Below are 25,812 nucleotides of genomic sequence, written 5' to 3'. Positions count from 1 at the left end.
GCCGAGATTCCGGGACGTAAGTGATTTAGCTCCCCTATTACCGCCACGGCTGCAAACTCTGGTCGCCGACATAAGGGTATCGCAGACGGCGTTCAAATCGCGCAGCACGTCGTCGTTCCAGAAGCGCAGCAAACGAAAGCCCCTCGCCTTCAATTCGGCGTCTCGCTCCCGATCATAGTTTGAATCCGCATGCTGGCTGCCGTCGATCTCGACGATCAGCCTGGCCTCGGCGCAAACGAAATCGGCGATGAATCTGCCGATAGGAACCTGACGCCGGAATTTGATGCGGTCGAGCCTGCGTCCGCGCAGCTCGTGCCACAGGCGGTCTTCCGCCTCTGTTGACTCGCGGCGCATCGAGCGGGCGAAACGACGTTTGGTCGGGGCGACGGGCTGATGCGGCATCGGGCGAGATTACCCGGCGTTGGCGCTCCGTCCAGCACCATCGTCACGCAAATCGCTGACGTTCGCGATTGGCTCCCCCTTCTCCCCTTGTGGGAGAAGGGGGCCGAGCGAAGCTCGGTCGGATGAGGGTGTTCCAGCTTGGCACCAACAGCGATCCGGCCAACACCCCTCAACCGTCTCGGCGCTGCGCGCCGATCCACCTTCTCCCACAAGGGGAGAAGGCAAGAGCGCGCTATTGCCGCCACTGCTGCAAACTCCGGTCGCCGACGTAAGCGATTTGGCTCCCCCTTCTCCCCCTTGTGGGAGAAGGTGGCCGAGCGAAGCTCGGTCGGATGAGGGGTGCTCCAGCTTGGCATCGGCCGCACTCCGTCCAACACCCCTCAACCGTCTTGGCGCTGCGCGCCAATCCACCTTCTCCCACAAGGGGAGAAGGGAAGAGCGCGCTATTGCCGCCACTGCTGCAAACTCTGGTCGACAACGTTCAAGAGAATTATCGAACCGTCAGGCGGCGGAGCGCCGTCCGGGTAACGGCGTCCCTGGCGTCTGATGGCCGACCGGCGTCACCAGTGTCAGGTCGGGATAGCCGCTCTCGATCAATTCGACCGCGGCCTGCGCCACCTCGTCGTTCGGCTCCAGCAGCGACAGGAAGACTTCTGTGCCCTCGCCGACAAGGCGGCTGATGCCTTGCGCGTCGGTGGGTCCGCATTCGACCACGACCAGATCGTAGGCGGTGGTCAGCGACTGCATGATGATCGGCAGCCGGTCGGCGGCGCGCATGGCGCGAACCGGATCGGCGTTGCCGACGGGAATGACGTGGCAGTCCGAATAGAGATCGGCATGGATCACGTCGCTGAACTGCGCTTCGGAGGCGAGCAGATCGGTGATGCCCGGGAAAAGCCTGCTGTCCAGCGTCGGTCGCGAGGCGGCGCCAGAAGCGGTGAGATCGAGCAGGAGCACGCGCAGGCCGGTGTCGGAAACCTCACGCGCCACCAGCACCGCCGAGGCGGCCGCCTCGTCGCCTTCCGGCGACACGAATATGGCGCGTGCCGCACCGCTTGTGATCAGTTTCTCCACCGCCTTGTCGATTTCGACCTCGCCAAGGCTGCGGCGCGCCGGCCCGACGTCGTCACCAGTTGCCGGGCCAGTTGCTGGCGGCGCGGCAGCCGCTTGCGGCTCTGCCTGGACTTCCGCAGTCCGATCCCCAAGGTCTTCGATATCGGCCGGTTCCTGATTGGGTGGGTCGTGATCGGGCGGTTCGTGATCGGATGGTTCGTGATTGGGCGGTTCGCGGGCAACCGGCATCGCGACCTGTTCGATCCGCTCGAAGCGGGCGCCGGCGGCCGGCCGCATGGCGCGCCCCGAAAACAGCTCTTGCAGAAGCGTCACGATCGCCATGACCAGCAGCGAGCCGACGAAGGCCGCACCGATGATCGGCAGGATTTTTGGATAATAGGGTTGGGACGGCGCCACCGCGCGGGAAAAGACACGGGCGTCGACCGGCGGATAGTTGCTGTCCTTGCGCGAGGACGCCTCACGATAACGGGTCAGGTAGGATTCGAGCAGCTGGCGCTGGGCGGTCGCTTCGCGCTGCAGCGCGTCCAGTTCGACCTGCTGGTCGCCGGCGCGCGCCGATGCGGCCTTCAGCGTGTTGACGTCGGCGACAAGCTGGTTTTCGCGGGCCTGGGCGGTCTGCGCCTGCGTCATCAGCCCTGTCATGATCTTTTCCGCCTCGTTGCGGATCTGGCGGTCGAGATCGGCAAGCTGCGACCTCAGCGCCCGGATACGCGGATGATTGTCGAGCAAGGAGGTGGAAAGGTCGGCGATGTCGGTCTTGAGCTCGACCTGCCGCTCGCGCAGCCGCTGGATCAGTCCGGACGACAGCACCTCCGGTACCGCATCCAGCGAGCCGCCATTCTGCAGCGCCCTGCGCACGCTGTCGGCAGTCGCTGCCGCCGAGGCGCGATTGGCCCGCACCCGCGACAATTCGCTGGACAGTTCGGAAAGCTGTTGCGTGGCGAGCACCGAATTGTTGCCGCCCATCAAAAGATCGGACTGGGCGCGGTAGCTTGCCACCTTGGCCTCGGCATCCTTCACCCGCTTCGACAGGTCGGCGATCTCCGGCGCAAGCCAGTCGGTTGCGGCGGAATTCGATTCGATATTGGCATTGCCCTGGACGGAGATGTAGGCGTCGGCGATGGCGTTCGGGATTGCGGCGGCGAGCCGGGGATCTTCCGAGGAGAATTCGATGACGATAACGCGAGATTTTTCAACGCGATAGACGTTGAGCTTCTCACGCATCTTCGTCAGCACGCGTTCTTCCGGCGGAATCTCGTTGGGGTCGCTCTTCAGGCCGGCGACGACAAGCAGACGGCTCAACGCCGGCATATCCGCCGTCTCGTCGAACTCGGGCAGCCGCGACAAATCAAGCTTCTGCGCCACCTGCTTGAGGATGTCGGTCGAGGAAATGACCTCGACCTGGCTGGTCACGCCTTCCTCGTCGAGTATAGGCTTGTCGTTGTCATTGGTGCCGTCGGGGCGCGTGTAGACCGATTCGCGCGTTTCGATCAAAAGCCGGGTTTCGGCCCGGTAATGCGGCGTGGTGAGCCAGGTGAGCGCGAACGCCAGGCCGGTTACGACAAGCGCGACGACAAGAATGCGCAGCCAATTCCTCGCAAGGCTGGCGAAGAGCTGCCTGAGATCGACGTCGACATCTGCGGCCGCGGATTGAACGGACATGCATCCTGCTCCGGTATTTTAGTCAGTATACACCGTAAACAAATATGGTAACTCAGCCGTTAATATTGCGGTAAGCAACCTGTCAGGTTTTACGCGCACGCGGCAGCTAAAAGCACCGGAACCGGCCGCCTGTTGTCGGTTGCCGTCGCTTCGGCCGCCCGCCTTTACCGGCCATTAACCCTAACCGGATGATAACGGGCCTCGATCTCCAGCGTTTGCCGCGGTGCAGCGGCGGCCAGTCGAAGGTACATGTACGGTCATGAAAAGCACTGCTCCCCTGTTCCGTGCGCTGCTCGCCGTGTCATTGCTTGCCGGTTGCTCCAGCTACCGGCCGGCGCCGGCCGCCTTTCATAAAATGCTCGATCAGCCCTATCGCCTCGGCGCCGGCGACCGGGTCCGCGTCACCGTGTTCGAGCAGGAAGGATTGACCAACGTCTACAGTGTCGACCAATCCGGCTATCTGTCCATCCCGCTCGTCGGCGCCGTGCCGGCGCGCGGCCACACCGCACAGCAACTCGAAGGCGAGATCGCCGACAAACTACGCCAGGGTTATCTCCGTGATCCGGACGTTTCGGTCGAGATAGACCGCTACCGGCCGATCTTCATCATGGGCGAAGTCGGTGCTGCGGGCCAGTACTCCTATGTTCCCGGCCTGACCGTGCAAAAGGCGATTGCCATCGCCGGCGGTTTCAGCCCGCGTGCCAACCAGGGAAGCGTCGACATCACCCGCGACATCAACGGCAAGGTCATGACCGGTCGCATTGCCACCTCTGACCCGCTTCTGCCCGGCGACACGGTCTATGTTCGCGAACGCCTGTTCTAGACCACGTGGCGGACACACTCAGGATCGTCCACTGCTTTCGCTCACCTGTCGGGGGGATTTTTCGTCACGTGCGCGACCTGACCGAGGCGCAGGTCGCCGCCGGGCATGCCGTCGGCATCGTCTGCGATTCGACGACGGGCGGCGACTTCGAGGAACATCTGTTCGAACAGATGAAGGGCATAATGGCGCTCGGCATCCATCGCACGCCGATGCAGCGGCATGTCGGACCGGGCGACCTCGCCTCGGCCTGGCGCACATTTGGGATCATCAAGGAATTGCGGCCGGACGTGCTCCACGGGCACGGCGCCAAGGGTGGCGCCTATGCCCGCCTGTTCGGCTCATTGTTGCGGGTATCAAGGTTTCGCGTAGCCCGCCTTTATTCGCCGCACGGCGGCTCTCTTCACTATGACGAGACCACCGGCACGGGGAAGCTGTTCTTCGCGCTCGAGCGGTTCATGGCGCGCTTCACCGACTATCTTCTGTTTGTCTCCGACTATGAAAGGCGGACCTATCGCAGGAAGGTCGGCGAACCGCCGATCCCGAACAACCTTGTCTACAATGGACTGAGCGCCGCCGAGTTCGAGCCGGTGCGAACCGAACCGAATGCGGCCGATGCCCTCTATATCGGCATGATGCGCGACCTCAAGGGACCGGACATCTTCATCGATGCGCTGGTTCTCGCCGGAACGCGGCTCGGCCGCCCGGTGAATGCGGTGATGGTCGGCGACGGCGACGACCTGCCGCGCTACCATGCGCAAGTGAAGCGGCTCGGGCTCGAAGGGCATATGCGCTTCCTGCCGCCGATGCCGGCGCGCAAGGCCTTCGAGTTGGCCGAACTGGTTGTCGTGCCCTCGCGCGCGGAAGCCATGCCCTACATCGTGCTGGAGACGCTCGCCGCCGGCAAATCGATGATCGCCACCGGCGTCGGCGGCATCCCGGAAATTCTTGGCGCCGGCTCCCCTGCCCTGATCCGGCCCGATCCGCGCGAGCTTGCCGACAAGATGAGCTCGGCGCTGGCCGACCCCGATGCCTATGGCAGGCTGATGCCCGATACCGCCGACCTCAAGGCGCGATTCGGCGCCGACGTGATGGCCGCCGCGATCGAGACGGCCTATTTCGCGGCGCTCAAGCGCTAACCCGAAATGGGCGCTAACCCCAAAACGGCGCTGACTTCAAAGCTTCCCCAAAACCTATTTGTTGTTTCAAGGGTTTCTTAGCTCTATTTCGCTATTCACTTGCGTGAAGCTTTGCGGATGCATCATGAGCGACTTCGATCCCAAACGCCGCTTTTCGAAAGACGCGGTGCGCAATTTCAACGGCCCGGCCGGTGACGATAGCCCCGGCGGCATGAACGACGTCGCCCGTCAGGTGGCGTCGCAATACCGGCGCGACACCATGTCACCGATCATGGTCAGCGGCGTCTTGCGGATGGTCGAATTCGCACTGCTGTTCCTGTCGGGCCTCTGCATCTATTTTTACTATGTCGGCTTCTTCAACCATCTCGCCTGGCAATATCCGCTGGCGATCGCCGCCGCTTCGTCGCTCGCCGTGGTGCTGCTCGATGTCACCGACTGCTACCAGATCGTCTCGTTTATGCGGCCGCTCGCCAATTTCGGCCGACTGCTGATGGTCTGGGCCGGCACCTTCGCCCTGATGGCGCTGACGGCATTCGCCGTGAAGATGTCGCAAGATTATTCGCGCCTGGTTTTCGGCACCTGGTTCGTCGTCGGCTTCATGCTGATCTTCGGCCTAAGGCTGCTGATGTCGAAGCTGATCCGGCGCTGGGCGCGCGACGGGCGCATGGAGCGCCGCGCCGTCATCGTGGGCGGCGGCACGACGGCGGAAGTCCTGATCCGCTCCGTCGAAAAGCAGCCCTACAACGACATCCGCATCTGCGGCATCTTCGACGACCGCGGCGACAAGCGCTCGCCGCCCATCGTCGCCGGCTATCCAAAACTCGGGACCGTTTCCGAGCTCATCGAGTTCGCCCGCATCGCCCGTATCGACATGCTGATCGTATCGCTGCCGCTGACCGCCGAAACGCGCGTCCTGCAGCTTTTGAAGAAGCTGTGGGTACTGCCTGTCGACATCCGGCTCTCGGCGCATTCGAACGCGCTGCAATTCCGGCCGCGCGCCTATTCCTACATCGGCTCGGTGCCGATGCTCGACATCTTCGACAGGCCGATCAACGACTGGGATTCGGTCGCCAAGCGCGCCTTCGACATCGTCTTCTCGATCATCGGCATCATCGTGTTCTCGCCGGTCATGCTGGCGACCGCGATCGCCATCAAGCTCGACAGCAAGGGACCGGTGCTGTTCCACCAGAAGCGGCATGGCTTCAACAACGAGATCATCGAGGTCTACAAGTTCCGTTCGATGTACACCGACAAGGCCGACCCGACGGCCAAGCAGACGGTGACCAGGAACGACCCGCGCGTCACCCGCGTCGGCCGCTTCATCCGCAAGACCTCGATCGACGAGTTGCCGCAGTTCTTCAATTCGCTTTTCGGTTCGCTGTCGCTGGTTGGCCCGCGCCCGCACGCCATTGCCGCCCAGTCGCACAACCTTCTCTACAATGAGGTGGTCGACGGCTATTTCGCACGCCACAAGGTCAAACCCGGCGTCACCGGCTGGGCGCAGATCAATGGCTGGCGCGGCGAGATGGATACCAACGAGAAGATCCGCATGCGGACGGAATACGACCTCTATTATATCGAGAACTGGTCGCTGCTGTTCGATCTGAGGATCCTGTTCCTGACACCGATCCGGCTGCTCAATACGGAAAATGCCTATTGAGCGCAGTCGCGCATGAACTGTCGCCGGCCGCGGTCAACGCCAAGCTGATCGCGCTGATTGCGTCGGGCGCGGTTTTCCTCGGCGTCTTCCTGTCCGGCTTCGTCATCGCCGAGCCGGCGCCATATGACCTCTATATGGTCGCGCTGATGGCGGTGTGGGCCCTGTTCGGCCTGCGCATATCGCGCGCGGCGGCGCCGCTGCTGGTGCTGCTGGTGGTCATGAAAATCGGCGGCATGATCGCGATGACCCAGATGTCGGATATTGCCGGCACCCCGCTCTATCTCGCCGTGTCGCTGTTCCTGGCGCTTACCGCGGTGTTCTTCGCCTCGGTGACATCGGTCCAGCCAAATCTCTACCGGGTGATCTTCCGGGCCTATGTGATGTCGGCGGTGCTGACCTCGCTGCTCGGGATCGCCGGCTATTTCCATGCCTTCCCGGGGGCGGAGATCTTCACCAGATACGACCGCGCCACCGGCGCCTTCCAGGATCCGAACGTGTTCGGGCCGTTCCTGGTGCTGCCCGGCATCTACCTGCTCCATCTCCTGCTGACCGGCCCCGTCTCACGCATGCCGTTGCTGGCGATGCCGCTGCTGATCATCACCGCCGGGATTTTCTTCTCATTCTCGCGCGGCGCCTGGGGCATGTTCGGCGTTTCGGCGATCCTGCTCACCGGCGCCCTGTTCCTGCAGAGCGCCAGCGGAAAATTCCGGCTGCGTGTCGTCGTCATGACCATCGCCGCCATTTCGCTGCTGGTCATCGCGATGCTCGTCATCCTGCAGCTGCCGGGCGTCTCGGAAATGTTCTCCAGCCGCGCCCAGCTGGAACAGAGCTACGATACCGCCCGCCTCGGCCGTTTCGCCCGCTATATCTTCGGTTTCCAGATGGCGCTGGAGCATCCGCTCGGCATCGGCCCGCTCGTCTTCGGGACGATTTTCGGCGAGGACACGCACAACATCTGGCTGAAAATGCTGCTGGACTATGGCTGGCTCGGCTTCGTCTCGTTCCTGACGCTGACCTGCTGGACGATGGCAGCCGGCTTCCGCATTCTCCTGCGCGACAGGCCGTGGCAGCCCTACCTTCTGTGCGCCTATGTCGCCTTCATCGGCAATATCGCGCTGGGCACCTTCATCGACATCGATCACTGGCGCCACGTCTATCTGCTGCTCGGGCTGATCTGGGGCGCGATCGCTCTCGAATATCGCCATCAGCGGCAGTTGCGGCCGCCGGCGCTGTGTTCGCCGACGGCTGGAGCATGATGGATTTCTGGGGCAGTCTAAGCCCCTTGAAAATGGTCGGAGTCCAGCACGTGGGCGTAGCGAGTGGTGGTCTTAGCCATTGCCGTCGAATATGGCGGGAACTCGCTGCAGGGCTGGCGATGGGCATAGGCATAGCCGTCGGCATGGCGCTGGCCGGGCGTTGCGCAATCTAACGTATAGCCGGCAACGCCATCACTACGACCGCGGCAACGGCCGTATCCGGGGGCGAAACGTTGATCGTCATCTAAGCACCCCACCAACGATGGCTGCACACAGCAAAAACACGAGCGTGGCACACGCGATGAACATACCTCTTCGCGTTCGCCACCTTGGCGGCTCAGCCGGCACAAGCCTGAACCGCTGAGCATGCTCCGTTGCGATTTTCAGTAGGGCTGCAGCCGTTTCGCGCGGCGTCCACCCCTTCGCTTCCGAGGCAGTCACCAAGGCTGCAAATGCGGCTTCCAAGGCCACTTCACAGTTGACGTCCAGATCTGGGCTACCCTTTGGCAAGATGGGTGGTTGCACGGCTTGGGACATGCACACAAAGCGGCTCGCGGATGAAAGGGTCCCGCGTTTCGAGCCCTTCACTTTCGAAGGTCGGCTTCCAGGTGCGATTCCGCTCTCGCTGCTGGCCTTTGTCGTCGGGAATGAACGTGAAGAACACCGGGCGACGGTCGCGGCCTTCGGCCTTGCATTTGAGCAGCCAAACAGCCCGACCAGATCCTGATGCATCGATCCGCGATCTGATCCGAGCCTGTCGATCAGCGCTTGGCCGCCGATCGTCGGCCCGTTCACGCCGCGATTCGGGCGGCATGGCCCCAGACTGGCACGGCCCAGAAAAGGAAAGGGCCCAGAAAGGCCCCAATTTCTCGTTTTCGCGGCTCAGCTAGTTTCCCCGGATTTCAAATAAGCCTTAGGGTTCTAAGGGCTTATTTGGTCGGAGTGGCCGGATTCGAACCGACGACCCCTTGACCCCCAGTCAAGTGCGCTACCGGGCTGCGCTACACTCCGGACCGGTCGCGATGTATCGTGATAACCCGGTTCGGGTCAACCGAATTCGGCGGCCGTCGCGCCGATGCCCCGCATGGTGGATTTGAAGTTCCTGCTCTGGTGGATGTCGTCAGCATTCAGGAACTTCAAATCCAGAACACAGCTCACTTGTCTGGCTTGATCCTCTGGCGTCGCTGCTATGAGACGGGTCTTGGATTTTCCACGGAATGTGTCAGCGCGGCCGTATCGATCAGCGCGCTTTCCGGGAGCCGGAGCGCAGAGGCTATTCGCCTGAGCTTCGACACATCGGCATTCCTGCCGTTCTCGATGTCCGCGATCTCATCGACCGACAGTCCGCAGGTCAGAGACAGCTCTTCCATGCTGTATCCCCTGGTTTCTCGGATGGCCTTGAGGGCGCTGTGGTCGGGCGCAGCTTCGGTCGCCGACAGTTCGGAAAAAGCTTCGCTTGTTGCTATTTGGGGCATTTGGCAACTCCGTGGATTTAAAGAGTTTGATCAAATCAAGAAGTTGCCTGAGACGGCGCAGAGAATGCCCTCTCGATGGTGATTTGCCAAGCGCCAAAAACGCCGTCACGGCATCGTGATTCCGATCGGCGCAGCCCGGCACAGGCCTCGGCGGCACCGGCACAGGACCGTCATCTCGATCGGGGTCTTTGACCTGGCCGATCGCCGAATTGTTCGACGGTTCTGAGCCGCTCCCTTGTCAAGCGGCTGTCGCTGGCCCGTCAGCGGTTTTGAGCGGATCGAACCTCAGCGGCAGGAGGACGCTGAACGCGCCAGGGGCCGCGAATTTTCTTGAACCGACGCGTGAACCTTTTCTCTCCGGGCCGCACCAACACGGCATGGACGCCACAAAGGCGGTCCCAACTGGAAGGACGCCCTGACGGCGATCCTCGATCAAGAGAAGGAAATGCTCAAATGACCAACATCTCGAACTTCAAGCGCCTGTCGCTCGCCGCTGCCATCGTCGTCTCGGCCTTCGGCTCGATTTCACTGCCGGGCTCGGCCTTCGCCAACGGCACGCATCCGAGCGGCGGCGGCGCGGTTTGCAAGGGCGCGGGTCACTGCCTCGTGCTGCAGCTCGACTGCAAGGGTACTTATACGGACGCCACCGACTCCAACGGCACCGTCTACGGCAAATGCAGCCAGACCGCGCAGGTCAGCCCGAAGAACAAGCTCAAGCTCGCGCGCTGATCGACCTTTTGGTCAACGAAAATGGCGGCCGTCCGCGCCGCCATTTTCTTGTCTCAACGTGCCGATCTCGATCTCGTTCGCGACGGTTTCTGCTGACGGCTGAGGAACAGGCTGGCGACGAGCCCGACCACAACCAGACCGACTGCGGCCGCTGTCGCGGGATGATCGCGGGCTGTCTTCTCTATCACCCTGCCATGCTTCCTGATCGCAGGCAGAGCGTCACTGAAACGCTCGGCGAGGTCCGAGTAATAGTCCGACGCGGTGTCACGCCCGTCCTCGTAATAGGCGCTGCCGCGCCTGGAAACGGCTTTCCTCAACGCCGCCAATTCCCTGGAGAGGGCTGCGACCTGTTTTTCAAGATCGATGTCGGAGAGGGTCGAAAATGATACCATGACAGGCTTCCTTCTTTTGCGAAGGAACGCACGATCGCAAAACCGGTTCCGGTTTTTGCCGCGACCGATCGGGCCCAGAGCGCGTCGCGTCAGAAGCGATTCATGCGACCCGCGTGACGTTCTATGCAGTCGCTATCCCGGGGCCATGCGCTAGCGCACCTGATCGAGCAGGCGCTTGCATTCCAGAAGATCGAACAGCGCCTCCTGCAGCAAAGCGCGATTGTCGCGCGAGAGTTTCGACGTGCCCGGCTGCACCGGGCCTTCTTCCTCGGTCTTGCCCAGGCCGAAAAAGCGCCGGCTGGGTTTCACCTTGGGCTCGCCGACCAGCATCTCGTCATCGGCGCCGCGCGGCTGGGCCGCCGGCGTCAACGGCACCGCATCGGCCTGCCGGCGCTGCGAGATCGCCTCGACGGCCGCCATGTCGCCATTGCCGATGGCGACCAGGAAATGATTGCCGTTCTCGCGCAACAGCTTCTGCACACCCTTGATCGTGTATCCCTGATCGTAGAGCATGTGGCGGATGCCCTTGATCAGTTCGACATCCTGCGGCCGGTAGTAGCGGCGGCCACCGCCGCGCTTCATCGGCTTGATCTGGTTGAAGCGCGTTTCCCAAAAACGCAGCACATGCTGCGGCAGGTCGAGATCTTCTGCGACCTCGCTGATGGTGCGGAAAGCGTCGGGGCTCTTGTCCATGGGCGAAATCCTCACGCTGGAGCATGGTCCCGAAAAGTGGGAAACGGTTTTCGGCCAGGATCATGCTCAACAAAGAGTCATTCCGATCCGGCTTGTCCTGCCGAATCGAGCCTTATTTCAGCGGTTTATGAAACAATATTCAAGCCCGGCGTCAAAGCAGTCGACCGTTTTCAACCGGGCTTTGAAGCGCAGGCGCTATTTGCTGCCCTTGGCCTTGCTGATCTGGTGCGCGCGCAGGATGCGGTTCTTCAGCACATTCGACGATTTGAAGGTCATCACGCGGCGCGGCAGGATCGGCACTTCCTCGCCGGTTTTGGGGTTGCGCCCGATGCGCTCGTTCTTGGAGCGGACATGGAAGGTTGCGAACGACGACAACTTCACCGTCTCGCCGCGAACGATCGCCTCACAGATCTCGTCCAGAACCGCTTCGACGAGCTCGGCCGATTCAGTACGCGACAGGCCAACCTTGCGATAAACGGCTTCAGCAAGATCGGCGCGCGTAAGTGTCTTTCCCCCCATGCGAACCGTCCCCATCAGCTCAAAAAACATAACTCTATATAAGCAAAGATAGAGCCTAAGTAATTGATCCGGCAAGGTCAAGGACCGAACCGGTCCGTTCGGCACTTACCAGCGAACCAAGACCGCGCCCCAGGTGAAGCCGCCGCCCATCGCTTCGATCAGCACCAGATCACCCTTCTTGATGCGGCCGTCGGCGACCGCCACCGACAGCGCCAGCGGCACCGAAGCAGCCGAGGTGTTACCGTGCAAATCGACGGTAACCACCACCTTTTGTTCCGCTATCCCGAGCTTCCTGGCGGAAGCGTCGATAATCCGCTTGTTGGCCTGATGCGGCACGAACCAGTCGAGATCTTCAGCGGTGATCCCGGCAGCTGAGAACGTCGCTTCGATGACGTCGGTGATCATGCCGACCGCGTGCTTGAACACTTCGCGGCCTTCCATCCTGAGATGGCCCACCGTTCCGGTGGTCGACGCTCCACCGTCGACGAACAGCTTGTCCTTGTGAGCCCCGTCGGAGCGCAGGCTGGCCGCCAGCACGCCGTGGTCGGCAATGCCGCCCGCCCCCTCGCCTGCTTCCAGCACCATCGCGCCGGCGCCGTCGCCAAACAGCACGCAGGTCGAGCGATCGCTCCAGTCGAGGATGCGCGAAAAGGTTTCGGAGCCGATCACCAGCACGCGTTTGGCGAGGCCGCCGCGGATATAGAGGTCGGCCGTCGTCACCGCGTAGACGAAGCCCGAGCACACCGCCTGCATGTCGAAGGCGAAGCCGTGATGCATGCCGAGCCGGTTCTGGATGTCGACGGCGGTCGCCGGAAAGGTGTTGTTGGGAGTCGAGGTCGCCAGCACGATCAGGTCGATATCGGCCGGCGTCAGGCCGGCATTGTCGAGGGCTGCGCGCGCCGCCGCCTCGCCGAGCGAAGCCGTCGTCTCGTCGTCGGCCGCGATATGGCGCTGGCGGATGCCGGTGCGCTGGGCAATCCATGCGTCTGACGTCTCGACCATGCCTTCGAAATCGGCATTCTTCATGATGCGGCGGGGCAGCGCGGAGCCTGTGCCGCGCACGACTGATCTGATCAAGGCTCTTTCCTACTCCTCTGCGTCGGCAACGACGTCGGATTTCCTGGATGTCTGGGCATGCGGATTGCGCGCATGGAACAGATCAAGATCGGCTTCGATGCGATCGAGCAGATTGTTGCGCACCATGTCGTAGCCAAGCTCGATCGCCGCCGCGAAGCCGTCCGAATCGGCGCCGCCATGGCTTTTCACCACGACGCCGTTCAGACCCAGGAAAACCCCGCCGTTGGAGCGGCCGACATCCATCTTTTCGCGCAGGCGATCGAAGGCGCCCTTGGCGAATACATAGCCGATCCTGGCCATCAGCGTGCGGTCCATCGCGGCGCGCAGGTAACCGGCGATCTGCCGTACCGTGCCTTCCGCCGTTTTCAGCGCGATGTTGCCGGCAAATCCTTCGGTGACGACCACGTCGACCGTGCCCTTGCCGATGTCGTCGCCCTCGACGAAACCATGGTAGTTCATCGAGGCCATGTTGGCCTCGCGCAACATGCGGCCCGCCTCCTTGACCTCTTCCTGGCCCTTGATCTCCTCGACGCCGACATTGAGCAGACCGACGCTCGGCCGTTCGATGCCGAAAACCGAGCGCGCCATGCCAGTGCCCAGAATGGCAAAATCAACCAGTTGATGCGCATCCGCGCCGATGGTGGCGCCGACGTCCAGCACCACGCTTTCCCCACGCAATGTCGGCCACAGCGCCGCGATCGCCGGACGGTCGATGGTCGCCATGGTGCGGAGGCAGAATCTCGACATCGCCATCAGCGCGCCGGTGTTGCCGGCCGAGATGCAGGCGTCGGCAGTGCCTGCCTTGACCGCCTCGACCGCTTTCCACATCGACGACTTCCAGCGGCCATGGCGCAGCGCCTGGCTCGGCTTGTCGTCCATCCGGACTGCTATCTCGCAGTGGATGAACTCGCTCACTTCCGCCAGCTTGGGCAGCTTTGCGAGTTCGGGGCGCACTGCCTCCTCGCGACCATAGATGACGAAGCGGATGTCGGGACGCCGGGTCGCGACCGTCATGAGCGCCGGGATGACCACGCTTGGTCCGTGATCGCCACCCATGGCATCGATGGAAATCCTGATCACGCGGTGTTCATCTCACAGTTTGCTTGAGCGAGCGCCTGGCGCTGGCAACGGGTTTGGGGCTCGCGAAGGTTCGGCGAAAATAGCGTTTTTGGGCTGCCGCACAACCGGCTTTCTCTGATTGGGTCGGGTTTTCAGGATTTCCCCAGCAGGGAACGCAGCTTTTGCTGAAATTCGCTTTCCGCAGTCCCGGCATCGTCGGCAGCCTCCATCGAAACGCCTTGCTTGCGCGGATAGGGATCGATCGCCAGTCCAAAGAACTGTTCGGCGAGCGCCCCGACATCGATTGAATTGCCGGAAAATGTTTCCGGGCTGTCCGGCCCTTCGGCATCGAGCATTATCTCGCCACCGCCCTCAAAACCCTGCCGCCCGAGCTTCGACTGCTCCGGCAGGAACAGTGCGTCGACCGCCTCGTCAATATGCGCCTCGATCGGGTCCAGGGTGACGATGCAGGCCTGGGTGATATCGGCCTCGACGCGGCCGCTGACCTTGACGCCGTTGCGCTTCCATGGCGCCACCAGCAGTTCGGCGCGATAGTTCTCGACCGACAGCAACTCGTGCTCGCCTGCCAGCGCGGCGCGCTGCGCGGCGTCGGCCTCGATCAGCACCGGCAGTCCCTTTTGCGGCAGCCGGGCGACGTTGGCCACGAAGTACACGGGGCTCTGGCGATCGGGGCTCTGAGAATCGGCGTGTTTCATATTTTCCTTTAAATAGGCTTGTTTTCTTAAATAGGTTTGGCCGCGGGGAATGCCACAGTGCCGGAAACAATCGATTCGGTCGGCTGTTCCGCGAGTCGCCTGGAGACATCGGCGACGTAGCCGGCCAGATGCGTCACCTGCGGCCAGGTGCCGGCATCGGGCCTGACATTGCGGGCAAGCGCCGCGACGAGTACGTCTTGGTCTTTTCGTTCCAGCGCATCGTCATAGGCGGCGGTGCGGCCATAAAACATCTTCGCCAGTTTCTTCATGCGCTTCGGCACGCCGACGTCGCCGATGCCGAGTTCGCGCAGCGAATGCTCGACATCCATGAAGAACTCGTCGATCAACACCTGCGCGACCTCCCCGGCAACACCACCCTCGCCGCGCAGCCGGTGCTGGAACAGGAACATGTGCAGCGACAGCATCTCGAAGCGGCCAAGCGGCGTGTCCGGGACATCCCAGTCGGAATAAAACACGGTTTGCCGCGCCGCTGCCACGATTTGTGCGTAAAGCGCCTCGGTGATAGCGCGGTTGGCGTGACGTTCGCGACCAAAAAGGCGTTGGAACATTGAGGGTGGTCTCCCGGGGACCGTTTGTTTGAATTGGCCTTGTTGCATCGGCGAGCAAGCTGGTTTACCGGTTTTGCGGCCCAGCGCAAGTTGCGGCCAGCTAATGGAGTTGTAGTTGCGCGCGCTGAAAATCAAGTCGACTTTTCTGCCCAGGTCCGCTTTTCCGAGATCCGCCGGCGCGATCTCGCTGCTGGTGGTCGCTTCGGCGCTTTGCGGCTGCAACTCGTCGAAGATGATCGGTGATCTCAATCCGAGCGAGACGCTGACGCAGGGCTACGTCATCGACCAGCAGGCAATCGACCTGGTGCCGGTCGGCTCGAGCCGCGAACAGGTGCTTCTGGCGCTCGGCACCCCGTCGACCAAGGCGACTTTCGACAACGAGGCCTTCTACTACATCTCACAGACGCGCAAGCGTTACGTCGCCTTCGACAAGCCGAGGCTGGTCGACCAGAAGGTGCTGGCCGTCTATTTCGGCGAGGACGGGCGCGTTACCCAGATCGCCAATTACGGCCTGAAGGACGGCAAGGTGTTCGACTTCATCTCGCGGACCACGCCGACCGGCGGCAAGGACCAGAACTTCCTCAGCCAGATCATGGGCGGCGCCAGCAAGCTGGCGCCCGGCCTCCCCGGCGGCGGCGGCGGCGCCTCGCCCGGCACCTGATCAATCCCGGCAGAATCGGCTTCTCATCCTTTTTTTGCTTCCCTTCTTTTAACTTCGAGGGGAAGCAGCAACATCTCAGGCGACCGAAAACCCGCGGGAGCGATCCTGCGGGTTTTTGTCTTGGGCCAGAAAGCCATTGTCGCAGGCTGCGGGCCGCAGACGACTTGAACGCGAGCTTTTGGAACTGTCACGGGCGTCAATTCCCTGATGCTGGACGTCCAAAATAGACGAACCCGCGGGATCGCTCCCGCGGGTTCGGTTGTGGATCTCGGCCGCGGAAGGCCAAGCCGCCTCAGCCGTGCGCGAGCACGGCCAGCAGCAGCAGGGCGACGATGTTGGTGATCTTGATCGCCGGGTTGACTGCCGGACCGGCGGTGTCCTTGTAGGGATCGCCGACCGTATCGCCGGTGACCGAGGCCTTGTGCGCCTCGGAGCCCTTGAGATGCTTGACGCCGTCCTTGTCGGTAAAGCCATCCTCGAACGATTTTTTTGCATTGTCCCAGGCGCCGCCGCCAGAGGTCATCGAGATGGCGACGAACAGGCCGTTGACGATGACGCCGAGCAGCGAGGCGCCAAGTGCTGCAAAGGCGGACGCCTTCGAGCCCGAGATCAGCAGCACGCCGAAATAGACGACCAGCGGCGCCAGCACCGGCAGCAGCGACGGAATGATCATTTCCCGGATCGCCGCCTTGGTCAGAAGATCGACCGCACGCGCATAGTTCGGCTTCGAGGTGCCGGCCATGATGCCCGGATCCTCGCGGAACTGCTTGCGCACCTCCTCGACGATGGCGCCCGCCGCACGGCCGACAGCCGTCATGGCGATGCCGCCGAACAGATACGGAATCAGGCCGCCGAAGATCAGACCGGCAACGACGTAAGGGTTGGAGAGGTCGAAAGAGACGTCGCCCATGCCCTGGAAGTAAGGGTATTTGTCGCCATTGGCGGCAAAGAACTTCAGGTCGTTGGAGTAAGCCGCAAACAGCACCAGCGCGCCGAGACCGGCCGAACCGATGGCGTAACCTTTGGTCACCGCCTTGGTGGTGTTGCCGACGGCATCAAGCGCATCGGTCGACTGGCGCACTTCCTTGGGCAAGCCGGCCATTTCGGCAATGCCGCCGGCATTGTCGGTGACCGGGCCGAAGGCGTCGAGCGCAACGATCATGCCGGCAAGACCGAGCATCGTGGTGACTGCGATCGCCGTGCCGTAGAGGCCGGCGAGCTGGTAGGTCGATATGATGCCGCCGACGATGACGATCGCAGGAAGTGCCGTCGATTCCAGCGAGACCGCAAGGCCCTGGATGACGTTGGTGCCGTGACCGGTGACCGAGGCCTGGGCGATGGAGTTCACCGGGCGCTTGTCGGTGCCGGTGTAGTATTCGGTGATCACCACGATGAGGCCGGTCACCAGAAGTCCGATCAGGCCGCAGATGAACAGGTTGGTGCCGGTGATGGCCATGCCGGCGACCGTGCCGATTTCGCCCCAGCCCAGGGTTGCCGAGGTGGCGATGCCGAGGCCGACGATCGACAGCAGGCCCGTGACGATCAGGCCCTTATAGAGCGCGCCCATGATCGAGCCGTTGGAGCCGAGCTTGACGAAGAAGGTGCCGACGATGGAGGTCAGGATGCAGGCGCCGCAGATGGCCAGCGGATAGAGCATCGTGGCGCTGAGAACGGCGGTGCCGCCGAAGAAGATGGCGGCGAGGACCATGGTGGCGACCACGGTCACCGCATAGGTCTCGAACAGGTCGGCGGCCATGCCGGCGCAGTCGCCGACATTGTCGCCGACATTATCGGCGATGGTGGCCGGGTTGCGCGGATCGTCTTCGGGAATGCCGGCTTCGACCTTGCCGACGAGATCGCCGCCGACGTCAGCGCCCTTGGTGAAGATGCCGCCGCCGAGACGGGCGAAGATCGAGATCAGCGAGGCGCCGAAGCCGAGCGAAACCAGCGAGTCGATGACGACGCGGTCGTTGGGCTGGAGGCCCATGAATTGGGTGAGGATCAGATAATAGATCGAGACGCCGAGCAGGGCCAGGCCAGCGACCAGCATGCCGGTGATGGCGCCCGACTTGAAAGCGATCTCGAGGCCGGCTGCGAGGCTGTTGGAAGCCGCCTGCGCGGTGCGCACATTGGCGCGCACCGAGACGTGCATGCCGATGAAGCCGGCGGCGCCCGACAGAACGGCGCCGATCAGGAAGCCGATGGCGGCGGTGATTGAAAGCAGCCACCAGGCGAGCAGCAGGACCACGACGCCGACGATGGCGATGGTGGTGTACTGGCGCGCCAGATAGGCCTGCGCGCCTTCGCGGATGGCCGCGGAAATTTCCTGCATGCGTGCATTGCCCTGATCGGCCGCGAGGACCGATTTTGTCGCCCAGATGGCGTAAAGGACTGAAAGCAGACCGCAGGCGATGACAGCTAAAATTATGGTCATTGCCGGATTTTCCTCGATTGATGACCCAAAAGAACCCCTCCCTGGGCCGTTGAGACGGGGAGCGGATTCCGCGCGCCGAATCCGCTCCCCTCCCATCGGCTTATGCGAAACAGGGCTGCGAACGTCAAGATATTGTTCGGTTTTTGCCCGGCTTTCGCCCAAAAGCCCCGGCTTTCGCCCAAAAGCAATGGCGGCAACACGCTCGCAAGTGCCGCCACCCGATCAGATCGATTGAAATCGGCTGGCGGTTGTCAGCCTTTGCGCAGGTCGCAGTCCAGCCTGACGGCGAAGATCAGCACCGCCAGCATGGTCATGTAGAACATGAAAGCCTTCTGCTGGCCGTTGCAGACGTTGGACTGCCACACCCGTCGAGAGCCTGATCAGGCAGGCAGAACTTGCAGATAGACAGCGCTCATGCAGCTTTGCAAATATCGGCGGGGCAGCCTATCTTCAGGGTGGACTTGGAGATGACCGATGAAGTTCAAGGCGATCATTCACGAAGCCGAAGAAGGTGGCTACTGGGCCGAAGTGCCGGCAATTCCCGGCTGCGCGACCCAGGGTGAAACCTTGGACGAACTTGTCGAGAACTTGCGTGAAGCAATCGAAGGCTGCCTCTCGGTAGAGCCGCTATCTTTCACTTCAGAACCCGGCCGGGTCATGGAAATCGCTGTTTGAAGTCCATTTCCGGCAAGGAGCTTGCGCGTGCCATCGAGCGGCAGGACGAAGGCTTTTGCGTGTTGCCGGCAGTCATCACATCTACGGCAAGGAAGGCAGCATCGCGCGCCTTTCGATCCCGATTCACGGCAACAGGCCGCTCAAAACAGGACTCTTGCGACATCTCTTGGCGCTGGCCGAGATGAGCGAAGGCGATGTCTGAGTTTTGCTAATTACGCCGTCTCCTGCCTCATGCGGCGTGCGGTGTAGCGCTCGATCGCCGACAGCCCGTCATAGATCAGCACGGCAAGCGCGGCGACGATCAGCCCGCCCTGCAGGACGAAGGCGAGATTGTTGGACAACAGGCCGGCGATGATCACCTCGCCGAGCGTCCTGGCCGCCACGGTCGAGCCGATCGTCGCGGTGGCGAGGCTGATGACCACCGAAAGCCGGATACCGCCGAGAATGATCGGCGCGCTGAGCGGCAGCTCGACCTTGACCAGCCTTTGCCAGCCGGTCATGCCGGCGCCGCGCGCCGCCTCGACCACATTGGCCGGCAGCGTCGTCAGCCCGGTCAGCGCGTTCTCGAAGATCGGCAGCAGGCCGTAGAGAAACAGCGCGATCAGTGTCGGCTTCTCGCCAAAGCCGACGGCCGGCACGGCCAGCGCCAGCACCGCCACCGGCGGAAAGGTCTGGCCGATATTGACCAGGCTGCGCGACAGCGGCAGGAATTCGACGCCGGCCGGCCGGGTGACCAGGATGGCGAGCGCCACGGCAACGATGGTTGCCGCCACCGTCGCGATCAGCACGGTCCTCAGGTGCAGCAGCGTCAGCGTCAACAGGCTGCCCTGATTGTAGATTGCCGGCGCGTTGCTCTCGGTCAGCGGCTTCAGCAGCGGCTCGAACCAACCCGGATTGGTCACGAACGCAATGAGCAGCACCACCAGGGCAAGCCTGAGCAGTGACGGAAGCCAGGCTTTTACACCGGCCTCTTTCATGCCGGCCTCGCCGCGCGTTTCACCAGCCCATCCACAGTCACGCGGCCGAGCGGCTTGCCGTCGGCGCCTGTCACCGGCAGCGCCGGGCGTCCCGACCACAACAGTTCGGCCAGCGCATCGCGCTGGCTGGCGTCGGCGGGGATCGCCTCGCCTTCGGCGGTGCCCGTCTCCACGGCGTCGCGCACGCGGCCGAGCGACAGCAGCCTGAACGGTTTTTCGCTGGCGCCGACCAGGGTCTCGACGAAGGCGCTGGCCGGCTTCGCCAGGATCTCGGCGGGCCTGGCATATTGCACCAGCTTGCCGGCATCCATCACCGCGATCCTGTCGCCCATATGCACCGCCTCTTCCATGTCGTGGGTGACGAGGATGATGGTGGTGCCGAAGCGCTTCTGGATCGCCAGAAGGTCCTCCTGCGCCTTGTTGCGGAGGATCGGGTCGAGCGCGCCGAACGGCTCGTCCATCAACAGCACATTCGGCTCCGCGGCAAGCGCCCTGGCGACGCCGACGCGCTGCTGCTGGCCGCCGGAGAGTTCGTGCGGATAGCGTGGCCCGAACGCCTGGGGATCGAGCTGGTAGAGCGTCATCAACTCGTCGACACGGCGCTTGATGCGGGCGGCGTCCCAGCCGAGCAGCACCGGCACGGTGGCGATGTTCTGTGCCACGGTGCGATGCGGAAACAGCCCATGGCCCTGAATGGCGTAACCGATGCTGCGGCGCAGCTCGTAGCCGGGCAGCGAGCGGTTGTCGGCGCCGTCGAGCCTGATCACGCCGGCGGTCGGCTCGACCAGCCGGTTGATCATGCGCAGCAGCGTCGTCTTGCCGGAGCCGGAGGTGCCGACAATGACGGCGATGGTGCGCGGCTCGATCACCATCGACACGTCGTCGACGACGGTCGTCGCGTCATAGCGCTTGGTAATGCCTTCGATCTCGATCATGCCGGTTGTGCCTCGCGTCGCCGGGTGGAGGTCATTTCGATCAATGCGTCGAGAATGATGGCGGCAGCAAAGGCCAGCGCCACCGTCGGCACGGCGCCGAGCAGCACCAGGTCCATCGCCGTCTGGCCAACGCCCTGGAACACGAACACGCCGAAACCGCCGCCGCCGATCAGCGCGGCAATGGTAGCAAGGCCGATGTTCTGGACCAGCACGATGCGGATGCCGGTGAGGATCACCGGGAAGGCCAGTGGAAATTCGACGCCGAACAGGCGCTGGCGCTCGGTCATGCCCATGCCGCGTGCGGCATCGTTGGCGGCGCGCGGCACGCCGGCAAGACCGACCACGGTGTTGGCCACAACCGGCAGCAGCGAATAGAGGAACAGGGCGACGAAGGCGGGCGCGGTGCCGATGCCGCGAATGCCGAGGGAGGCCGCGCCGGGCACATGCGTGGCGACCCAGCCGAGCGGCGCGATCAACAGGCCGAACAGCGCGATCGAGGGAATGGTCTGGATGATGTTCAGCACGTTGAGCACGCCGGTCCGCAATTTTTCGACGCGGTGGCAGAGGATGCCAAGCGGCAAGCCTGCTATCACCGCCGCCGCCAGCGAGCCCAGCGCCAGCGTCACATGCTTGGAGCCTTCGGCCCAAAAACTGTCGGCACGGTTGGCGTATTCCTTGAGAATCGACAGACTGTTCCAGCTGCCCGAGACCAGCAGCAGGCCGATCGCCGCTGCCGCGACGACGAGCACGCCGATCCGCGCCGATGGCGACAGGTTCAGCCTCGTCAGCCCATCGGCGAGCAACAGCGTAAAGGCGAAGATGAGCAGCCAGAAACCCGAAGCCGGCGAGATGCGGGCAAAGCTGTTGCCCTCAGGCGTCAGGAAGCTGCCGGCGACGCCGATCAGCAGCGCCAGTGCGGCAAGCGCGACCACGCTGGCGGCCAGGCGCGGTACCAGCGGCGTTTTCAGCAAGGCGACGACCGCCGCAACGACGACGACTGCAAGCAGCAGCGGCCCCAACGTCGGCGGCAGCGCTTCAAGAATCGAGCGCGCCTCGCCCGGCACGATGCGATTGGCGCGCAAGGTGGCAAAGGGCGCGGCGAAGGCGGCATAGGCAACGATCGCGGCGATGACCACGCCGAGCTTGTCGAAGCGGGTGGTCATGGCGCGCCTCGCACCGGCGTCATTTCAAACGGGCTGACTACTTCAAAAACCCGTTCTTCTTCAAAAAGTCTTCGGCGACGCCTTTGACCGGCTCGCCGCCGACCTGAACGCGGCCGTTCAGTTCCTGCAGGGTGACGAGGTCGAGCTTGGCGAAGACCGGATTCAGCAGCGTCTCGATTTCGGGATGCTCCTTCAGCACCGCCTCGCGGATGATCGGCGCCGGCTGGTAGACCGGCTGCACGCCCTTGTCGTCTTCGAGCACGACCAGGCCGGACGGCGCGATGCCGCCGTCGGTGCCGTAGACCATGGCGGCGTTGGCGCCGTTGGTCTGGTTCGCCGCGGCGGCGATGGTCGCCGCCGTATCGCCGCCGGAGAGCGTGATCAGCTGGTCCGGCTTAAGCGTGAAACCATAGGTGGTCTGGAAAGCCGGCAGCGCGGCAGCCGAATTGACGAATTCGGCCGAGGCCGCCAGCACCACCTGGCCGCCGCCGGAGACATATTTGCCGAAGTCGGACAGAGTCGCCAGCTTGTTGGTCTCGGCGACATCCTTGCGCAGCGCAATCGCCCAGGTGTTGTTGGCCGGCGACGGCGACAGCCAGACGATCTTGTTGGCGTCGTAGTCTAGCTTCTTGGCCGTTTCATAGCCCTTGGCGGCATCCTTCCACACCGGATCGTCGGCCTTTTCGAAGAAGAAGGCGGCATTGCCGGTGTATTCCGGATAGATGTCGATCTCGCCGGCGGTGATCGCCTTGCGCACCACAGGGGTGCCGCCGAGTTGGATGCGGTCGGTGGTCTGGATGTTGTTGGCGTTCAGCACCAGCTGGATGATGTTGCCGAGCACGCCGCCTTCGGTGTCGATCTTCGACGACACGACCACCTGAGCGCTCGCCGAGGCTGCGGTGATGCCGAGCGCCAGTGCCGCGCCGGCCAGAACCTTGACTGAAAACATTTCACAAATCCCTTGCTGAGAACCGGACTGCGGCTGCCGCATATGAGCATGGCTTCAATGCCCCGTCGGGGCACACGGTTTCATAAGAAGGGGGATGGGGGCAATAATTTTGTTCGGATGCGGGTGAATCCGCTGCTGTCCGATCCCGACAGCGTCATGTCACTACAGCGCGTCGCGTCCGTTTGGACGCGCAAAGGACGCTGTAGCACTATTGATTTGCGCATGGTCCTTTCCGAACCTTCGGATCGGGGTCATGCGCTGGTCGGCCGCGCGGTCATCTTCAGCACGCCCAGCGCCACGAAGCACAACACCGTCACCGGGAAGATGATCCAGTTCAGCATCTCCCAGCCCCAGGCGTTGTAGACCGCGCCCGACATCAGCGAGGCGAAGGCGACGGAGCCGAACAGGACGAAGTCGTGAAAACCCTGGACCTTGGCCTTTTCCGATGGGCGGTAGCTGTCGGCGACCATGGCGGTGGCGCCGATGAAGCCGAAATTCCAGCCAAGGCCGAGCAGGATCAGCGCCGTCCAGAATTGCCACAGCGCCAGGCCCGACAGCGCCACCAGGGCGCAGCCGATCAGCAGCACAAGGCCGGTTGCGACAATCCGTTCGGCGCCGAAGCGATAGATCAGCGAGCCGGTGAAGAAGCTCGGCGCGAACATCGCCATGACATGCCAGGAAATGCCGAGCGTGGCGTCGTCCGTCGACAGGCCGCAGCCGACCATGGCGAGCGGCGCGCCGGTCATGACGAAGCTCATCAGCGCGTAGCTGCCGACGGCGCAAAACAGCGCCGCAACGAAACGCGGCCTGGTGACGATCTCGGCGAGCGGCCGCGCGTCGCTGTCGGCGATTTCCGCTTTGCCCGTCGCCTTGGCCGGGATGCGCAGCAACGACAGGATGGCGGCGCCGACCGCTGCCAGCACCAAAATGGAGGCAAACGAGCCGGCAAACATCACCGGCGCAAACAATTCGCGGGTGAAGATGACGATCTGCGGCCCGAGAATGGCGGTGACGATGCCGCCGGCCAGCACGAAGGAGATGGCGCGCGCCTTGAATTCAGCCGGTGCGTTGTCGGCGGCGGCGAAGCGGAATTGCTGGACGAAGGCACCGCCGATGCCGATCACCAGCAGGCCGAAGGCGAACAGCCAGAAGCTGGCGTAAAATAGCGCCAGCGTGGCGACCAGACCGCCGAGCGCAGTGACGATCGTCCCGGTCATGAAGCCGTCGCGCTGGCCGAGCCGGCGGATGATGGCTGCGGCCGGCAGGGCGCCGAGCGCCACGCCGACGTTGAAGCCGGTGATCGGCGCCGTCGCCAGCGACTTGTCGGAGCCGAGCAGATAATATCCGGCCAATCCACCCACGGAAATGGCGATAGGTGCGGCCGAGCCGATGATCGCCTGCGAAGCGGCAAGGATGAGCGCCGTGCGGCGCGCTTCCCTGCCGGCCTCGGCGATAGCGACGGCCGTCATGAAGCGTCCTTGCCACGCCCTTCGCCGCGCACCCGGCGCGACACGCGATCGAGCACTGCGTTGACCAGCTTCGGCTCATCTTCTTCGTAAAACGCCTTGGCGATATCGACATATTCCGAGACGATGACAGCCACCGGCACGTCCTCGCGCTTCATCAGTTCGTAGACGCCGGCGCGCAATATGGCGCGCAGCGTCGAATCGAGCCTGGACAACGGCCAGTCCTCGGTCAGCGCCTGGCGGATGATCGGGTCGATGGTCTTCTGGTTCTCGACGACGCCGGCGAGGATGGCGCGAAACCATTGCGCGTCGGCCTCGCGATAGAGCGCGCCGTCGACTTCCTTGCCGAGCCTGAACGCCTCATATTCGGCGGTGATCTCGAAGACGCCGCTGCCGGCCACATCCATCTGGTAGAGCGCCTGCACGGCGGCCAGACGGGCTGCACCGCGCTTGTTGGCGTGGCGCACCGCGGGCTGGCCGGGCGATGCGGGCTCGCTCACGATCGCTCTCCCAACTGTTGCTTGAGGGCAATCATGGTCAGCGCCGCACGCGCGGCAAAGCCACCCTTGTCGCCTTCCGAACGCCTGGCCCGCGTCCAGGCCTGCTCGTCATTTTCGGTGGTCAGGATGCCGTTGCCGATGCAGACCGCTTCCTGGACGGACAGGTCCATCAGGGCACGGCTCGATTCATTTGCGACGATGTCGAAATGATAGGTGTCGCCGCGCACGATGGTGCCGAGGGCGACAAAGCCGTCATAGCTCGACCCGCCTTCGGCGGCGCCGTCGAGGGCGAAGGAAATCACTGCGGGAATTTCGAGCGAGCCCGGAACGGTGACGACGTCGTATGTCGCGCCAGCTTCCTCGAGCGCGCTTGTCGCGCCTTCGAGCAGCGCGTCGGCAAGGTCGTCATGGAAGCGTGCCTCGATGACAAGAAGGTGGGCCTTCTTCTTCGGGCGAATGAACGCTTTGCCGTGTTGGGATGTGCCAGCCATAGATGTCTCCGGGATCGCCGGTGACTTAGGCCGAAGCCGGTTTGATCGCAAGCAGAAGATTGGTGGAGATGTGGACGTGCCTGATTATTGGTTTCCTCCGAAGCCGGCGCTGCCCCTCATTGCCCTGCCGGGCATTTCTCCCCGTAAACGGGGCGAAAGAGGCAGGCCGCATCGCCGGCGCACTTCTTGCAACGCTGGTGATTGGCGAAACCATCGATGAAATCGCCCCTCGCCCCGTTTACGGCATATGCGCTAAGATAGGTGTTGCAGCGGGGAATCGGTTGTGATTCTACGCTGCGATGACTCACGAATCGCTTGT

General features: G+C 63.2%; 27 protein-coding genes, 1 tRNA gene and 1 pseudogene. 9 read left to right on the top strand and 20 right to left on the bottom strand.

Annotation, left to right across the window (positions count from 1 at the left end):
* Positions 1-126 precede the first annotated feature (126 nt).
* Both AC0L2Z_RS28835 and AC0L2Z_RS28830 read right to left on the bottom strand, forming a co-directional pair.
* A pseudogene (locus AC0L2Z_RS28835) lies at positions 127-354 on the bottom strand (endonuclease domain-containing protein); the annotation flags it as partial.
* A gap of 549 nt (positions 355-903) precedes the next feature.
* Positions 904-3,138: a GumC family protein gene (locus tag AC0L2Z_RS28830; RefSeq protein WP_473629947.1), complete on the bottom strand. Its 2,235-nt coding sequence runs from the start codon at positions 3,136-3,138 to the stop codon at positions 904-906.
* Positions 3,139-3,397: 259 nt separating this feature from the next.
* Between AC0L2Z_RS28830 and AC0L2Z_RS28825 the strand changes: the two genes are divergently transcribed.
* The 4 genes from AC0L2Z_RS28825 (at position 3,398) to AC0L2Z_RS28810 (ending at position 8,013) form a co-directional block, all read left to right on the top strand.
* Positions 3,398-3,961 carry a polysaccharide biosynthesis/export family protein gene (locus AC0L2Z_RS28825; RefSeq protein WP_473629946.1) on the top strand — a complete coding sequence of 188 codons (564 nt, stop codon included), beginning with the start codon at positions 3,398-3,400 and terminating at the stop codon, positions 3,959-3,961.
* Positions 3,962-3,966: 5 nt separating this feature from the next.
* The gene (locus tag AC0L2Z_RS28820; protein ID WP_287175289.1) at positions 3,967-5,097 is read left to right on the top strand and encodes a glycosyltransferase family 4 protein; all 1,131 of its coding nucleotides are present in this window, start codon (positions 3,967-3,969) and stop codon (positions 5,095-5,097) included.
* Between the two features lie 124 nt (positions 5,098-5,221).
* A complete protein-coding gene (locus AC0L2Z_RS28815) occupies positions 5,222-6,757 on the top strand; it encodes an undecaprenyl-phosphate glucose phosphotransferase (RefSeq protein ID WP_023798379.1) in 1,536 nt (511 codons plus the stop codon).
* Positions 6,754-8,013: an O-antigen ligase family protein gene (locus AC0L2Z_RS28810; protein WP_473629945.1), complete on the top strand. Its 1,260-nt coding sequence runs from the start codon at positions 6,754-6,756 to the stop codon at positions 8,011-8,013. Before AC0L2Z_RS28815 ends, AC0L2Z_RS28810 begins: the two co-directional genes overlap by 4 nt.
* A 934-nt stretch (positions 8,014-8,947) precedes the next feature.
* Here AC0L2Z_RS28810 and AC0L2Z_RS28805 read toward each other — a convergent pair.
* A tRNA-Pro gene (locus AC0L2Z_RS28805) sits at positions 8,948-9,024 on the bottom strand.
* 18 nt (positions 9,025-9,042) lie between these two features.
* Between AC0L2Z_RS28805 and AC0L2Z_RS28800 the strand changes: the two genes are divergently transcribed.
* A complete protein-coding gene (locus AC0L2Z_RS28800) occupies positions 9,043-9,570 on the top strand; it encodes a hypothetical protein (RefSeq protein ID WP_473629944.1) in 528 nt (175 codons plus the stop codon).
* Between the two features lie 371 nt (positions 9,571-9,941).
* A complete protein-coding gene (locus tag AC0L2Z_RS28795; RefSeq protein WP_023798384.1) occupies positions 9,942-10,217 on the top strand; it encodes a hypothetical protein in 276 nt (91 codons plus the stop codon).
* Positions 10,218-10,270: 53 nt separating this feature from the next.
* Here AC0L2Z_RS28795 and AC0L2Z_RS28790 read toward each other — a convergent pair whose 3' ends face one another.
* From AC0L2Z_RS28790 to AC0L2Z_RS28760, 7 genes are all read right to left on the bottom strand, one after another.
* Positions 10,271-10,609 (bottom strand): hypothetical protein, encoded by a 339-nt coding sequence (locus AC0L2Z_RS28790; protein WP_473523609.1) that lies wholly within the window; start codon positions 10,607-10,609, stop codon positions 10,271-10,273.
* A 150-nt stretch (positions 10,610-10,759) separates the two neighbouring features.
* Positions 10,760-11,302 (bottom strand): MerR family transcriptional regulator, encoded by a 543-nt coding sequence (locus AC0L2Z_RS28785; RefSeq protein ID WP_023798386.1) that lies wholly within the window; start codon positions 11,300-11,302, stop codon positions 10,760-10,762.
* Between the two features lie 195 nt (positions 11,303-11,497).
* Positions 11,498-11,821 (bottom strand): integration host factor subunit alpha, encoded by a 324-nt coding sequence (locus tag AC0L2Z_RS28780; protein ID WP_023798387.1) that lies wholly within the window; start codon positions 11,819-11,821, stop codon positions 11,498-11,500.
* Positions 11,822-11,926: 105 nt separating this feature from the next.
* The gene (locus AC0L2Z_RS28775) at positions 11,927-12,898 is read right to left on the bottom strand and encodes a beta-ketoacyl-ACP synthase III (protein ID WP_023798388.1); all 972 of its coding nucleotides are present in this window, start codon (positions 12,896-12,898) and stop codon (positions 11,927-11,929) included.
* Between the two features lie 9 nt (positions 12,899-12,907).
* Positions 12,908-13,978 (bottom strand): phosphate acyltransferase PlsX, encoded by a 1,071-nt coding sequence (gene plsX, locus AC0L2Z_RS28770; protein ID WP_023798389.1) that lies wholly within the window; start codon positions 13,976-13,978, stop codon positions 12,908-12,910.
* Between the two features lie 131 nt (positions 13,979-14,109).
* Positions 14,110-14,673 (bottom strand): YceD family protein, encoded by a 564-nt coding sequence (locus AC0L2Z_RS28765; protein ID WP_473629943.1) that lies wholly within the window; start codon positions 14,671-14,673, stop codon positions 14,110-14,112.
* Positions 14,674-14,699: 26 nt separating this feature from the next.
* On the bottom strand, positions 14,700-15,242 hold the full coding sequence (locus tag AC0L2Z_RS28760) for a ubiquinol-cytochrome C chaperone family protein (protein WP_473629966.1): 543 nt from the start codon (positions 15,240-15,242) through the stop codon (positions 14,700-14,702).
* 115 nt (positions 15,243-15,357) lie between these two features.
* Here AC0L2Z_RS28760 and AC0L2Z_RS28755 point away from each other — a divergent pair, with 115 nt between their 5' ends.
* Positions 15,358-15,903 carry an outer membrane protein assembly factor BamE gene (locus AC0L2Z_RS28755; RefSeq protein WP_023798392.1) on the top strand — a complete coding sequence of 182 codons (546 nt, stop codon included), beginning with the start codon at positions 15,358-15,360 and terminating at the stop codon, positions 15,901-15,903.
* A 292-nt stretch (positions 15,904-16,195) separates the two neighbouring features.
* Here AC0L2Z_RS28755 and AC0L2Z_RS28750 read toward each other — a convergent pair whose 3' ends face one another.
* Positions 16,196-18,337 (bottom strand): sodium-translocating pyrophosphatase, encoded by a 2,142-nt coding sequence (locus AC0L2Z_RS28750; RefSeq protein WP_473629942.1) that lies wholly within the window; start codon positions 18,335-18,337, stop codon positions 16,196-16,198.
* 251 nt (positions 18,338-18,588) lie between these two features.
* Positions 18,589-18,702, bottom strand: coding sequence for a DUF2165 family protein (locus AC0L2Z_RS28745; RefSeq protein WP_156941596.1), 114 nt, complete (start codon positions 18,700-18,702; stop codon positions 18,589-18,591).
* A gap of 109 nt (positions 18,703-18,811) precedes the next feature.
* On the opposite strand from AC0L2Z_RS28745, the gene AC0L2Z_RS28740 reads away from it, so the two are divergent.
* Together AC0L2Z_RS28740 and AC0L2Z_RS28735 are read left to right on the top strand one after the other, a co-directional pair.
* The gene (locus AC0L2Z_RS28740; protein ID WP_023798395.1) at positions 18,812-19,012 is read left to right on the top strand and encodes a type II toxin-antitoxin system HicB family antitoxin; all 201 of its coding nucleotides are present in this window, start codon (positions 18,812-18,814) and stop codon (positions 19,010-19,012) included.
* A gap of 55 nt (positions 19,013-19,067) precedes the next feature.
* The gene (locus AC0L2Z_RS28735) at positions 19,068-19,214 is read left to right on the top strand and encodes a type II toxin-antitoxin system HicA family toxin (RefSeq protein WP_287175876.1); all 147 of its coding nucleotides are present in this window, start codon (positions 19,068-19,070) and stop codon (positions 19,212-19,214) included.
* Between the two features lie 10 nt (positions 19,215-19,224).
* Here AC0L2Z_RS28735 and AC0L2Z_RS28730 read toward each other — a convergent pair whose 3' ends face one another.
* The 8 genes from AC0L2Z_RS28730 to AC0L2Z_RS28695 form a co-directional block, all read right to left on the bottom strand.
* Positions 19,225-19,989 carry an ABC transporter permease gene (locus tag AC0L2Z_RS28730; protein ID WP_473629941.1) on the bottom strand — a complete coding sequence of 255 codons (765 nt, stop codon included), beginning with the start codon at positions 19,987-19,989 and terminating at the stop codon, positions 19,225-19,227.
* Positions 19,986-20,924 carry an ABC transporter ATP-binding protein gene (locus AC0L2Z_RS28725; RefSeq protein ID WP_473629940.1) on the bottom strand — a complete coding sequence of 313 codons (939 nt, stop codon included), beginning with the start codon at positions 20,922-20,924 and terminating at the stop codon, positions 19,986-19,988. Before AC0L2Z_RS28725 ends, AC0L2Z_RS28730 begins: the two co-directional genes overlap by 4 nt.
* Complete coding sequence (locus tag AC0L2Z_RS28720; protein ID WP_473629939.1) at positions 20,921-22,087, bottom strand: ABC transporter permease; 1,167 nt, start codon at positions 22,085-22,087, stop codon at positions 20,921-20,923. The genes AC0L2Z_RS28725 and AC0L2Z_RS28720 overlap by 4 nt, the downstream gene beginning before the upstream one ends.
* A gap of 37 nt (positions 22,088-22,124) precedes the next feature.
* Positions 22,125-23,036, bottom strand: a complete 912-nt coding sequence (gene osmF, locus AC0L2Z_RS28715) for a glycine betaine ABC transporter substrate-binding protein OsmF (protein WP_473629938.1) — start codon at positions 23,034-23,036, stop codon at positions 22,125-22,127.
* Between the two features lie 251 nt (positions 23,037-23,287).
* Entirely contained in the window at positions 23,288-24,505 is a 1,218-nt protein-coding gene (locus tag AC0L2Z_RS28710; protein WP_473629937.1) for an MFS transporter, read from the bottom strand.
* Positions 24,502-25,002 (bottom strand): transcription antitermination factor NusB, encoded by a 501-nt coding sequence (nusB, locus tag AC0L2Z_RS28705; RefSeq protein ID WP_023798402.1) that lies wholly within the window; start codon positions 25,000-25,002, stop codon positions 24,502-24,504. The genes AC0L2Z_RS28710 and nusB overlap by 4 nt, the downstream gene beginning before the upstream one ends.
* The gene (gene ribH / locus AC0L2Z_RS28700) at positions 24,999-25,493 is read right to left on the bottom strand and encodes a 6,7-dimethyl-8-ribityllumazine synthase (protein ID WP_036263097.1); all 495 of its coding nucleotides are present in this window, start codon (positions 25,491-25,493) and stop codon (positions 24,999-25,001) included. The genes nusB and ribH overlap by 4 nt, the downstream gene beginning before the upstream one ends.
* A gap of 116 nt (positions 25,494-25,609) precedes the next feature.
* On the bottom strand, positions 25,610-25,812 hold a 203-nt coding region (locus AC0L2Z_RS28695), incomplete at its 5' end, for a hypothetical protein (RefSeq protein WP_473629936.1).

Source organism: Mesorhizobium sp. WSM4850 (assembly GCF_055811735.1).
This window is presented reverse-complemented; position numbering and strand designations above follow the sequence as displayed.